The 12326-nt window shown below is 52.9% G+C and carries 11 protein-coding genes; 6 read left to right on the forward strand and 5 right to left on the reverse strand.

Annotated elements, in window-relative coordinates; all coding sequences use genetic code 11:
- On the reverse strand, window positions 1-523 hold a 523-nt coding region (locus AB4Z51_RS41725), incomplete at its 3' end, for a tyrosine-type recombinase/integrase (protein ID WP_441499480.1).
- A gap of 780 nt (window positions 524-1303) precedes the next feature.
- Between AB4Z51_RS41725 and AB4Z51_RS41730 the strand changes: the two genes are divergently transcribed.
- The 4 genes from AB4Z51_RS41730 to AB4Z51_RS41745 all read left to right on the forward strand — a co-directional run bounded on the left by AB4Z51_RS41730 (window position 1304) and on the right by AB4Z51_RS41745 (window position 6007).
- Window positions 1304-1804 (forward strand): hypothetical protein, encoded by a 501-nt coding sequence (locus AB4Z51_RS41730; RefSeq protein WP_441499481.1) that lies wholly within the window; start codon window positions 1304-1306, stop codon window positions 1802-1804.
- Between the two features lie 12 nt (window positions 1805-1816).
- Window positions 1817-2731 (forward strand): hypothetical protein, encoded by a 915-nt coding sequence (locus AB4Z51_RS41735; RefSeq protein WP_441499482.1) that lies wholly within the window; start codon window positions 1817-1819, stop codon window positions 2729-2731.
- An 898-nt stretch (window positions 2732-3629) separates the two neighbouring features.
- The gene (locus AB4Z51_RS41740; RefSeq protein WP_441499483.1) at window positions 3630-4259 is read left to right on the forward strand and encodes a hypothetical protein; all 630 of its coding nucleotides are present in this window, start codon (window positions 3630-3632) and stop codon (window positions 4257-4259) included.
- A gap of 488 nt (window positions 4260-4747) precedes the next feature.
- Window positions 4748-6007 (forward strand): lipase family alpha/beta hydrolase, encoded by a 1260-nt coding sequence (locus AB4Z51_RS41745; RefSeq protein ID WP_441499484.1) that lies wholly within the window; start codon window positions 4748-4750, stop codon window positions 6005-6007.
- A gap of 377 nt (window positions 6008-6384) precedes the next feature.
- On the opposite strand, the gene AB4Z51_RS41750 is transcribed toward AB4Z51_RS41745, so the two are convergent.
- From AB4Z51_RS41750 to AB4Z51_RS41765, 4 genes are all read right to left on the reverse strand, one after another.
- The gene (locus tag AB4Z51_RS41750) at window positions 6385-7362 is read right to left on the reverse strand and encodes an RES family NAD+ phosphorylase (RefSeq protein WP_441499485.1); all 978 of its coding nucleotides are present in this window, start codon (window positions 7360-7362) and stop codon (window positions 6385-6387) included.
- A gap of 114 nt (window positions 7363-7476) precedes the next feature.
- Window positions 7477-8670 carry a hypothetical protein gene (locus tag AB4Z51_RS41755; protein WP_441499486.1) on the reverse strand — a complete coding sequence of 398 codons (1194 nt, stop codon included), beginning with the start codon at window positions 8668-8670 and terminating at the stop codon, window positions 7477-7479.
- A gap of 544 nt (window positions 8671-9214) precedes the next feature.
- Window positions 9215-9715, reverse strand: coding sequence for a mismatch-specific DNA-glycosylase (locus AB4Z51_RS41760; protein WP_441499487.1), 501 nt, complete (start codon window positions 9713-9715; stop codon window positions 9215-9217).
- A gap of 285 nt (window positions 9716-10000) precedes the next feature.
- Window positions 10001-10333: a hypothetical protein gene (locus tag AB4Z51_RS41765; protein WP_441499488.1), complete on the reverse strand. Its 333-nt coding sequence runs from the start codon at window positions 10331-10333 to the stop codon at window positions 10001-10003.
- 178 nt (window positions 10334-10511) lie between these two features.
- Here AB4Z51_RS41765 and AB4Z51_RS41770 point away from each other — a divergent pair, with 178 nt between their 5' ends.
- Entirely contained in the window at window positions 10512-11834 is a 1323-nt protein-coding gene (locus AB4Z51_RS41770) for an HNH endonuclease (protein ID WP_441499489.1), read from the forward strand.
- A gap of 3 nt (window positions 11835-11837) precedes the next feature.
- A partial coding sequence (locus AB4Z51_RS41775) for a hypothetical protein (protein ID WP_441499490.1) occupies window positions 11838-12326 on the forward strand: 489 nt, incomplete at its 3' end.

Below are 12326 nucleotides of genomic sequence, written 5' to 3' on the forward strand. Positions count from 1 at the left end.
CCTGCGTAGTCTGGATCGAGCGATGTCCAGCAAGCAACTGAACATCGCGCAAGGACCCACCAGCCTTGTGCACCAGGCGAGCCGCGCGGGTGATAAATGTCCTCCGCCCCGAATGTGAGGAGCAGCCATCAAGATTGAGGGCGCGATATGCGCGGCTAAACCAGATGACGATGCTGCGCGCTTTCATCTTTCTGCCCCGCTCCGAAAGCACAACGGGCCGTGAAGGCCCGGATGTCCCTTGAAGCGCTGAGAGCGCCTCCCGAAGATCGGCATGGAGCGGGATGATTCGGCCATGTCCCTTCTTTGCAGCGCTGTCTCTCAACTCCAAAGCAGTGCCAACGTTACCATTCGGATCGAGAACCATGCCCCACGTGAGGTTTGCAATCTCGGCGGCTCGCAGGCCAGCTTTCATAGAAAGCAAGACGATCACGCGGTCTCGAAGCGGATACCGAGTCGTTTTGGCATACAGTAGGAGGTTGTCGATTTGGTCAGCGGCTAAAATTTTTGCCTGCTTGCCCGCCATGAACCGTGCGTTCTTGAGTTTAAACAGATTCTATCAACAAAGCCTGGTCGCGCAAGCATGATTTATCGGAGCAAATCAGCGCGAAGAATGTAAACATGAGGAGCGGCGAAGTAGCATCGAGCCTCAGTGGGGCGCGCGATGTGTTGCGCTTGGCTAAGTCCTTTAAGGCTGCTCTAGCGTTGCTTTTGCTGGTCGTGGGCTCATCCCGCGGCGATCAGAAAAATTGCCAGCGTTTGCGCGGCCAGCTTAGCCAGACCGCTCTGGGAAATCCGAGATTGCTGATCGGCTGTATCTGGGGATTACGCTCGCCGAGTTCGCCTCTTATTCCCGATTGAAGGCGCACGCAGAGAATCCGGAGTTCGGGCCAACCCGCTGCTCGCTGCGGTGCAAACATCGCAATTGTCTTGCCGAAGGTGCCGTTACTCCTAATTGCAACTTGACAGGGAGACCAAGCAAAATCTACCTTTGCCTATTCTCGCTTGTAGGTGCACTGTTCTCCTTAATCGGCAAAAGGTTCGCTGACTTGCCGAGTGATTTTCAGAAGCCGCGCGGGTCGCTAGAATTTACTTCGACCGCTCATCCGAATGAATCCGCGCAAGTCCTATCGATGTCCACCGACATAGCCTTCGGCTTGACCGCGCTGTTAGCTTAACGCAATCAATCTGCATGCTGGCCTCGCGGTGGCGATGAGGAGCCGACGTCTTCTAAGGTTTTGCGTGAACAGAGGGTGAGATTTTACTCGTATTACCCGTAGCTGAAACGATCCTAGCAGGAGGAAGCATGGTCGAGAAAAAGAGCAAGCCGATCCAACCGTTCAGTGTGTTACAAATTAACCGAACGACTCCGGGCTATGTAGAAACGCGTAGTGGGTTTACACCAACGAACCCAAATGTTGGGACCGTTACGCATGAATTTCAATTCGCGGTAGATCCCTGGCAGATCACCTCCACTTCTGCAGCGGTTCTATGCGAGCTAAGCACGCTCAGACTTAGCTTGTCGAAGGTTTTCAATCCAAACAACACGACGGACTCTTTCTACGTCATCTCCTGGAATCCGAATTATCACTACTATTCCCCCTATTCGGATGACCCGGCCGTGATTATCGATCTATTGGATCAGAACGGCGCGCGGCTCGACAATGGCAACTTAGGCGGCCTTGGCGCGTCGTGCGGAGTGAACACTACGCAATCAAAGCAGCGCATAGTAGATTCGATTTATTTCGATAGGGTGGCAATGGCAGTTTTCTCGCTGGGCCCTGCAACGTGGCATCCGTGTGGATAGGGGGCGCGTGAGATGAAGTTGTTCTATCCAGAAATCGTAAACAGCGCCGATGTTCACAGTCAGGGTGTAGGCGAGCACAACTCGGTTTCAAGTGGCCCGGACAACGGTGCCTTGAATTGCGATGCCGCCCATTTTTGGAACTGCATGCGACATGGTACAACCGAGCAAATGATCAACAATTACCTTGGGCGGTTAGCTGCTCAGACCGGAAATCTCAATACCGGCGCTCACGGAAATAGCGGAATGTTCGAGGCAGGATCTGGTCAAGCCACTACTTACAATCCAGCAACTGACGTATATTCTTGGAATGCATTCGATTGGGCGTCGTTGTTTATGCAGCTCAAAGACAAGGGATTCGCTATTTGGACTATCTACTCCTGTGATACGGGTGCTGACGCCGACGGCGCGGATTTGCTCCACAGGATGGCCAACCTTACGAATAGACCTGCTCGTGCTCGGACTGGCCTAACCACTTGCGGAAATGATGGCATCGGATTTACGGGGGGTGTCTGGCAGGTTGCATTCCCAGGTCCGAAACCCCCGCCACCTATTCCAAAATCGCCGGGGCTTCTCGCAGAGGAGTATAAATCGGTGTCTCGAATCGCAATCACGCCAACCAATTTCGAATTTGATGTGAATGACGTAGTGTCGATTGCCCTGAAAGCGAAACGTCCAAGCGGGACTTTTTCAACCGCGATAAAAGGAGCGCAGGCTGTCGAAATCGTCAGAATGCTATTTTCTGCTCCGGAAGTGGATATTGGCGGACAGCCACTCGCGATGCTAACGGGCGAAATCACCCTCAACATAGCTCAAAACGCGGCGGAGGCAGTACTTACCTTCGACATCTACAATGACCGGGTAATGATGATGCCGGGTACAACGGTATGCAGGTTCGTGCCTGAGGCTTTTGTGAAATCCATAATGTGAGTTGAGCAGTGCGGCTGTCTTAAGCTTCGAGCCAGAGTTTAGCGTGGCCAGGTGCCCTCTGTGAAGAATGCTTGTGTTCGGTCGCAACCTTGGTCGATTAATGTCGAGCGGCTCGGGAGCGATCAGAGCAATTTGAAAAGAACCAAGTAACGCTAGGGCGGCTCGACAAGCTCGTTGGGGCCAAATGGTAGCGGCTCGCGATGGCGACAAAACCAAAAGCGGGAAAGACGCTTTCGCACTATCTCATCGAGATCGCCCGGCTCGGCGGGTATCTCGCCCGCGCCAGCGATCCGCCCCCCCCGGCAATACGATCATTTGGTGAGGGTGGTCGCGCCTCACCACATCGCATTAGACGCCATGGTAGGAGGAGGATTTGTGGGTAGTTGTAAGCTTCACCGGATGGTTACGTCGCGTGGGGGGTGACAGGTTGTTATCTGGATGCGTGATGGCCGGTATCGCCGCATCAGCCCAACCGCGCGGGCTCTAACTGTCGGGTTTAAACGATATCGGTAGCATGGGGAATGTTGCGCAACCGCAACGGTTGCTCACTATTCAGCATTCCATCAGCACTTTTTCATTGCGAGCACCGCAGTCGGGAATGTTCAATCAGCCCCTGCCTTTCTTGTCGGGCGGGATGTGCGCCCTCTATCATTGATTTCGTTGGCGGAGATAGCTCATGTCCGCAATGCGATTGCTTGTGCTTGCATCACTTTTTGTCGTCCTCGCTGGGTGCGGCACATATGTGCCCGATATTGAGGATTTCCCGAGCGGTCCTGAGAACCGAAACCGATTCATACGTGGCATAGTTACGAACATAACGTGTGAACTGAGAGACGCCGTAGCAAAAGTCCATACTGAACGGACACGCTATACGTTCTTGGACAATTGGGGGGTGCAGATGACGCTCAATCTGCAGCTCGACGAAAAGAGCGAAGCAAACCCGACAGCTAATTGGGCGCCGCCTTCTCCTGCATCAGCCGTTTTCAACCTAGCGGGACTGGCAACATTGTCGTCGGCTGCGACACGCATCGATAAGATGAACTTTTTCTTCACCGTTCCAGATTTGCGCAGCTACGATAGGTGCTACGACTTTGAACGGCCGGGCGGTCCGATGTTGATGCAAAGTGATTTGAAACTGTACGATTGGATAATAGCCAACCTACAGGCCAGCGCGACCGGCCGAAATCGATATAGCCATTACAAACCTGATGGTCCGTTCGGGCATGATGTCTTTTCACACGAAGTACGATTTGAAGTCGTAACTTCTGGCGGCATTTCGCCCGGTTGGAAGTTGACGCGCATTGATGTGAACCAGGCAGGGACGCTTCTCTCCGCTAGTCGCACGCGAATTCATGATCTGACTGTAACGTTCGGTCCRACCGAACTGACCACCCAAAGTAGACTTGTGAACGGCAAGCCTGTTCTTCTGACTGTTGCTGGTCCCTCACCGGCTGCGTCGCAGTCGCATTTTGCGTCCGAAATTGGAACAGCTGTCGCAAACGGTATCAGAACGGGTTTGCAGCGCTAATTGACAGTGAGCGAGGTCCGTCATGACGAGGAAGCCAGTTAAGAAAGGAAAACCAAGAAAAGTAGCCAAGAAGGTGGTGATGAAGCCGCTAGCGCCCTTGGCTGTACGGCGTGGTAGATTTCTGTCGGACGTAACGTCGCAACGGCGTGACGAGGTGTCCCACAGTGAGCAGGTAAGAATGCCACTGTACGCCTGCCTCGATAACGGGCCGGGCACAAAGTGTACGTTGATGCAGTATAACCCGCGCACCCATCAGTATGACATCGATAAGGGCGACATCGACTGTAATCTCTGCACACACATCATACAGCCAACGCAATAAGAACGGCGGGTGCGTAGACCTTGCTACTAGAGGCGGGAGACGTGGAAGGTAGTATGAAGACCCAGTCGCTCCGACGGGCAACTGCGTGCCGAGGGATACCGCACCTCCCAGAAACTGTTTGCCCACGTTCTTTCTATGAGGCAGCGGGGCACGGAGCCGAGAAACGATGGTAGCTTTCATATTGGTGCATGGGACTTTCGCGACACACGCTTCGTGGGTCAAAAATGGATCTCCTATCCGCCAAACGTTAGAGGCAATCTCTACACACTGCGGACAGCTAGCCAAGTTTGAAGTTGTCAAGTGGAGCGGCAAGAATCGAGGCGTTGATCGCATAAAGGCTTCAGCAGAAATTGCCCGCTTAACAGAGAAGATTACTCATTCTGAACCGGGCGAGCCAATAATTCTGATCGGGCATAGTCACGGCGGAAGTGCGCTCGCCTATTTCTTGAAGGCGTTTCCTGATCTTCGACCCAGCATCAAAGGCTGTATTTTCCTTTCTACGCCATTTGTTGCAATGCGCTTGCGGCCTCAAGCGTCCGCCTTGGCTCGCGCTATAGGGGCGGCTCTAGGAGTTATTCTGTTCTTTGTCACGACGGCTTTGGTCGGATATTTTTGTTGGAAGTTTAAGCTGGAACGTGGGGTGGCCGTATCGCTGATCAGCTTTAGCTTCCTATTTGGAAGCGCGGCTGCCATAGCAGTTTGGACACGGGGATCTTCGTGGCTGAAACGATCTATCGAAGTGGACGCCTTCAAGAACAGAATATCGGATACTCAAACGGCTAATTTGCCTCAAGCTTCGTTTCTTTTCGTTCGAGCGAGCGGCGATGAGGCCGCAGCATTATTGAGCGCTAGTCAATTTGTTTCTTGGTGCATGAGCAACCTAGCTGGCTTAGCAAGTGCGGTCGTAGTGTTCGCGGCACGCGAACTGTTGCGAATCAATAAATCAGGATGGGGACGAGTGCTGCTTATGATCAGCGCTGTGATTCTCACCGTGTGGTTTCTTGCCATAACGCTTATCCGTCTCGAATTTCATTCATGGACGTGGGGCGACTTCGTCGGGCGAGGTTGGGACATCGGCACGGGATACCCTGTTGTCGATAAATTCGCTTCGTATCTGGTGCTACTCCTCTCGCCTTTCTTTGTAGCGTTGGTTCTCGGATCTTTTGCTTACTCATTCCTTATGCTTAGCAGTTTAACGGTGGGCGCCGTTGCGTTGCGACTATTCGGATGGATGTCGATAAAGGAAGCAATTTTTACCGACTTCTCTGTCGAACCGCTACCTTACGGGCATTACGATCTGATCCATATCGATTGGAGCGAGCAAAGTCCGGACGAAATCGGTCTCAATCATAGCCGCACCTATCTCAATCCGGTGGCGCTCGACCAAATTGCCAAATTTGTCTCAAGCACCCTACGGCGAGTTTAGGTCGGCTTTCTCCCATTCGCGGCGTTTGCTGTCGGCATGCGGCCATGTACTACAGGCGCGCCGAGCCTGATCAGAAGACAAAAGCGGTTCACGTATTAGCACCTCGTCTTTGGGTTGAGCGTCGAGCGAAACGCCGGGCTTGATTCCCGCATGAACGAAGAACCTACGGGTTAGCGTCTTACGGATAATAAGAAAACTATGAAAAGCTTATCGTTTGCAGCCGACTTGTCTGCCTGAGTTGACAGAAGCGCGCCCTCAATCAAGTGTGGTGAATAGGTAGCGAGGTGAAAGACCCGGCGCTCGCCCACGCAATACGGGGAGTCGCGCACGTAGTTGGCTAACCGCGACAAAAGCGAAGGACGGAGGAGCTTCGTGACTTAAGTTGAGATCGTAGCGGTCTTGATAAGGCGAGCAATCGAAGTGAAATTGGCAGGCGGTTCGAGCACAACCACATTCACGCCCTCGCTATATTGCACGGACCCGTATTTGATCGCTCCGAAGCCGTTATGGCGCGCACAGTCGGCGACAAACCTCGTAAAGACGTACTCGGGTCGATCCCACCCTTCGGATTGTCTCGGGGCTGCGCATAGAGCTGAGCGCGCAAGGCACTGAATTACCTCGTCATCGTCATCTCCAATATCATCGGAGATCATCAAGTTCAGCACCTTGCAGGGGAAATTGAGCTCGATCTCGGCGATGGATATCGGGTCGGATGCGCGCATCTCTCTCTGAACAGTTTTAGGGGAATCGGCCAGATAAAGCATCGAGTGACCAGCATTATTATAGCGGCCTTCGGCAACCTTAGCGGCGGGCGGCGGACCAAAATGGGTAAGCGTTGGTGAAACCGGAACATCGCGAGCCATCCGCCCGCGATACCATATCGACTGAGCCGGGAGCGTTTCTGCAATAGCAGCTTTTCGCTCGATGACTTCGAAGATTTTCGCAGCGAAAGGATGGCTCAGAAGAAGAGATGGGGAAGTGCGTGCGAGTTCGGCTATGGAATTGAGATGAAATTCCCTCACCTCAAATGGGTGTTCAAAGATGTAAAACACTCCGTCAAGCACGGTGTAACAGTTCGGGCACTTGAGTCCTTTGGCAAAGAACTCGATCTCTTCAGGGTAGAAGGCGTCCTGAATGCGGCTCTGGCTTAAAAAATAGTCGATCTCGATGCCAGAGGTGAGAAACCGTTCATCCCGTGCCGAGGTGCCGGGCCATTCACGACAAAATTCGTCGTAGCAGTGCTCGCAGCACGAAATTCGTGAATTGAAATAGTGCTCAAGATCGCGATCAAAGTATTCGTTGAAGATATCCTGTCGTTCTTCCATCGTATTGGCTGAGAAATGCTTGCTCTGCACGATCCCTCTCAAGTTATGGTTTGGCTGCCGCTTCACGGTCGCTCCATCCGCCTTGGTGCAAGGCAAGCGTCGATACGGCAAGTGCAATCCCGGAAAATTTCGCTATGAAGGATGTTAGCGTCCGATAGAAAAGCTAACGCCTTGCTCCTGCAATCTGGTCAGGTATCGAAGCGGGCTTTTCGCCGCCTCGTGGCGCGCCTTGCCCCAGCTTTCGAGTCCACGGAAAACTATCGCAATTGCAAAGCCAGCGCCGATACCTGTAAGGACGTGTCCTGTAACACCGCCGATAAGCGCGCCCTTCAAAGTATCAACTCCAGTTTCTGGCTTTGTAGCAGCCTCGACGAACTTCTCAGCGATCTTCTTAAACTCCGAACCGAAACCCTCACCGAAGAACAGCCGTGAGGCATGGCCGATGCTCGTCTGTTGCTTCTCCCATTCCCGGAACATATCGTTGAGAGTGTCTTCTAGGCGCTCCTGACGAACTTTCTCACTGTGGATAGTAGTCGGGAGGGATGTCGCAAGCTCTTCGAGCTTGCCGCGAAAATCGGCAAGCGCTGCACGTTCGTCCTTGAGTGCCAAGATATTCTCCGCACTGAGCATATCGACATTGCACCAACGATAGACGAGAAATTCTGCGATCTCCCGGCCAGAGGTAGAGCCTGTTGGTTTGATGCCATCTAGGCACGCCGTCAGAATTTTGTCTCGTGGGATGCTTAGCAGTTTGCCGTGAAGTCGAGGAAACTCTGTGACCACCTGCAAACCTTCGTTCTCTGCGCATGCCATCGCGAGCGTTGCCATTACAGCCTCGCCAAGATGGGGATGCATTTCAAGGTAGTCGGGGCCGTCAGGAAACTCTGGGTGCCAGACTAAATTCTCCTGACGTAAGAAAGCAGTTAGTTCCTCGTACAGCTTGTACGCGTGGATCTGGAAGGTCGCATGAGGCGAAAGTCTCCGCTCCCAAATCGTGAGATGTTCTCCGATGAGGCTGGCGGCTAGATCACTGGCGGCCTGCCGTCCATAGCGCGCCCGGAACCTCTCGCCCTCCTTTTCCAAGCGACTTCGCAACTCTGCAACAAGCTCCAACTGCGCTATTCGAACGTGTGGCGATTGCAGATCCGCTGAGCGCAATAATGGATACCGATCACCCATGAGGTGACCAAACGCAGAGACTTCGGGATCGTCTGCGGGAGCTCTCCAGTCCGGCGTCATCCGCACAACGTGCGGAAAGATCAGGAGTGTTCGCTTTAACCAATCAACGCTACGAACTCGAATATATGGATAGTTTAAAGCGTCAAGCTGTGCAGCCATGCTTCTTTCCCCACTCCATGACCCAGTGATCTCAAAAAGGCTAAGGTGCTAAAAACTCAGCAGTCGGATCACTCCACGTGCTGTCCTTTTTGTAGGTTCCAGATGAGATAGCAACTAGAGCGAGAATTCAAGCCTATGTGAGATTACTTGTGGTGTGGCGACGCACCCGCCTGGTCGGGAAGTAATCCTGGCATCAGGGGCCATGAAGCGCTCTCGATCAGATCGAAGATATCGAGCCAGCGACGATAACTGCACTCTGGGGCGGCCGCTACTGCTCTACGTGAGGCTCAGCCAGACACTCGACTTTTCTAAAGCCTGTCTCCCATCAGACGTGTTTTGGGCCCTCCAGACTGATCTGAAGAGTGGCCGCTTAAAGAACGTAGAGGTTCGGCTTGATAAGCCTCGCTATGGTTCTGGCAAGCTTAAGAGCCTGCATTTTTCAGAAGCTCCTTCCCGAAATGAGTAGCTGGTTAAGGCTGGCCTATATTCTGATATCATTATGCCAGAATGCGACACGCGGAGGGTAAGCCCGTCGTCGTCGTCCCTAAGCGCGGATTACCTCTTGAGCAAAACTGTGCCAATGCTCGAACGTCTGGCTCCATTGCCATCTAGCGGCAAGAGACGTGGAAGGTAGTACAAAGACTTTTGTCCCTCCGATGGGGGCCTGTGAGCCGAGCGGTACTTCGCCTTCCAGAAACTGTTTGCCCGCGTTCTTGCTCGTAAAGGCTAGAAACGACGGCTTAAACGTTTCAATCTTTGCACGCAGAGCAGCACGGTCTGCGGCTGTTGCCCTGCGTACTACTCCATCATTACCGTGAGCATCTTTGACTAGGTCTGTTAGACCTATCTTAAAATCGAGAAGCTTGCGAAATTCGTGAGGTCTCAATCTGACTGGTGTAAGACCGGTCTCATGAACGATGCTCCAAAATTTGTTATGCGGGTGGGCGTAATAAGCTTCTGCTTCTGCGGACACGGTGCCAGCCGCTGTGCCGCAAAATACGACCGAGAGATTCGGTCGCAGTAGATCAGGCAATATGCTGGTCATCTAAAGAATTCCTAGGCAGTGCGATGTCTTCGACGGCGAATTGTATCGAGTCGATGTGTCCTTGGATGCTATTTACCGCAACGCATGGCGCAAGTCTTGCCTACCAATTCATGGGTCTCTCTACAAAAGCCGGTCTCGCTGATCTACGGCATTTCGGCGCGGGGAACGGCGTGAGTGGACTTTGCATCCTGCCAAGAACGGATTCGACCATGCATTCGGAAATTGGGCGTTCGTCGGCCGCCTGCCAACTACAGATGCGAGATCCACCAGAACCATCAGGGGGCACTACTCATCAAAAAATCTGAGATTCGTATATTTGCCGTTACAATGCGGACAGTTCTCCACGCTCCGAAAATCGACAATGCGAACCATCAGCCCCTCCTTCTGCTCGCAAACGGGACAAAAGGGGGCTCCTCTCGGCTGTCCGTCTGGACCCTTGGCATATTTGTAGCCGTGATGCTCGATGGTATCCTCAATTCTAGCGAACTTCTTTTTTAGGGCGTCGATCTCAGATTGCCTTGACGAGAGTTCCTCTTTCGCGTCAGCGAGGGCAATCTTGATGTCTGATAAGGCTACAGTGAGGTCGGCGATTTTGAGCTTAAACTCGGCAGCGTCCATTGCTTTGTCGATACCGCGTAGGTCGTTTGCAAGCTTAATGCCTGCCCAGCAGTGGCTAGTGCGGTCATAATATCAACCATGCGAATCCTCCATTTCTGCTACCGTAGGATGTTATCAGCTTGTTCTCTAGTGGGTATATGGGCGCGTGATTCGGAAGCCCAGAGTCGCGCGAGGAAATATGCAACCGACCCTCAAAAGAAAAACCTTTCGAGACGCCAGGAAGATCCTTAATGATTTTTGCCTCATGCTCGATGGCAAGGACGCATCAAGCAACAAGCATGCAGGCGAGACGCCGAATCCTGATGGCGCACGGGAATCGTGGTGGCTTGAGAACAGGAAGCCTGCCCCTCCATTCGACAGCCCTCGATCCAAAGCGTATTTGCGCGCATATATCGAAATCGCAGGGCCGATGTTCTACGGATCCGGAATTCCACTTGATGGTGGTCTAATGCATCCGGATCGCGGAGTGATGAAGGCGATGCTAGAGGCCGGTTGCGTGACGCTCGGCAGGAATAAACGTGGCATCTTTGAACTAACGCCAAAAGGAAATGATCTAATCGCCGGTGTAGACCTGCCAGCCACTTCGCAATTGAGCACTCAGCAAGAACCACAATCCGGCTCCAGGCGGCGACTGCCAGCAGCTACAAGGGCGATACTCCGGCAGTTTGTCACGGAAAAGGAATTGGCTGCTGTTCAAAAAGAGGTCGCGCATTCCATTATAGTCGCGAACCAAGCTGATCCATCCAAATGGGGGCTCCGTGTCAACCGAAAGGATGTAATGCTTAAGGTTGGCTTCGTCGAAGTTCTCCAGGCAGGCGATGGATGGTTTCATCAATTGGTGAAGAAGGACCTTGTTCCGAAGAAGCTGCGGTCTGATCGGCGTCTTAGTTTCAATTATCACTCATACAAGAATGCTCCCGGATGTATCACTTGTGATTTCGAAGTTTCGGCAGTTGCCCCGGTATATCAAGCATTGCTTCAAGCGCACGAGGCTGCGATTCGAATAGCTGCTCGTAGTCCTCGACACACAACCACTACGAAAGACCATTCGCCAAGCTTCATCATGTTTCTTTCGGAGCGACTCAAAGAAAGATTGCCTCAACCTGCTTATTACGACGGTCGTCCAAAAAGCCCAGTCAATGTCCCGGAGGAAATACCGGGTGATCAGAAATTCGAAGAAGGTGCGGCCATTCAGAGTCTCATCAATCGATATGAGCGTGATCCTGCGGCGAGAGAAAAGTGCATCACGCACTACGGCTCTGTTTGTGTAGTTTGCGGCCTGTCATTGGCGGATCGATACGGCCCAGAGGTCTATGGCCTTATCCACGTTCATCACCTAACACCCCTCGCCAGCGTCGGCAAACGAGCAGCAATGGATCCTGTTCGGGATCTCAGACCGGTTTGCCCAAACTGTCACGCCGTCATCCACTCAACAAGGCCACCTCGCACTATCGATCAGGTGAAGAAAATGCTGCGCGGTCGGAAAAAGGAGCACTTCTAGCTTATGCCGACGGTCGAAGATGTGGCTGGATCAATAGACGCGGTCATGGGAGTGAAAGCGGTGTTTGGGCGCTCCGGCGCTGCTGTTATGTGCTTCGGCTCCCATGGTGACGAAAACGCGAAAGATAAGGGACATTTTTCGCTTGCTCGAAGAGCGGCGGAGAAAGCGATAGAACGACCTTTCCTCATATCTATCGGCGGAGGCGATGACGCGCCGCCAGAGTTGCGGGGGCGCGTTCTTGAGTTGCTTCGGATCACGGGCGTCTTTGGAGAAACCAAGGCATTTGTGAGCGATGAAGCCTACCTCACAAGGCTTCAGCGATGGCCGGTCGCTGTCGTCACATCGGAGGTCTATGAAATTGTTGGCGAACCATTGCTGATTGAAGATTTGCATTTCCCAGATCGAAAGATTCTAGCTAACGCATACGATGGAATCCGGCTCGATGAAAGTGAGCTCGAGCGCCTTTGGGAGGTGCTCAGGTCAGCGCCGGTA

Origin of the sequence: Bradyrhizobium sp. 2TAF36 (assembly GCF_052114925.1) — a bacterium.
In the GTDB taxonomy this organism is placed as follows: domain Bacteria; phylum Pseudomonadota; class Alphaproteobacteria; order Rhizobiales; family Xanthobacteraceae; genus Bradyrhizobium; species Bradyrhizobium barranii.

Bases quoted from the DNA above. Each gene is read 5' to 3' on its own strand.
- AB4Z51_RS41730 (WP_441499481.1), top strand. From the start codon at position 1,304: ATGGTCGAGAAAAAGAGCAAGCCGATCCAACCGTTCAGTGTGTTACAA.
- AB4Z51_RS41735 (WP_441499482.1), top strand. From the start codon at position 1,817: ATGAAGTTGTTCTATCCAGAAATCGTAAACAGCGCCGATGTTCACAGT.
- AB4Z51_RS41745 (WP_441499484.1), top strand. From the start codon at position 4,748: ATGGTAGCTTTCATATTGGTGCATGGGACTTTCGCGACACACGCTTCG.
- AB4Z51_RS41755 (WP_441499486.1), bottom strand. From the start codon at position 8,670: ATGGCTGCACAGCTTGACGCTTTAAACTATCCATATATTCGAGTTCGT.
- AB4Z51_RS41760 (WP_441499487.1), bottom strand. From the start codon at position 9,715: ATGACCAGCATATTGCCTGATCTACTGCGACCGAATCTCTCGGTCGTA.
- AB4Z51_RS41765 (WP_441499488.1), bottom strand. From the start codon at position 10,333: ATGGACGCTGCCGAGTTTAAGCTCAAAATCGCCGACCTCACTGTAGCC.
- AB4Z51_RS41770 (WP_441499489.1), top strand. From the start codon at position 10,512: ATGCAACCGACCCTCAAAAGAAAAACCTTTCGAGACGCCAGGAAGATC.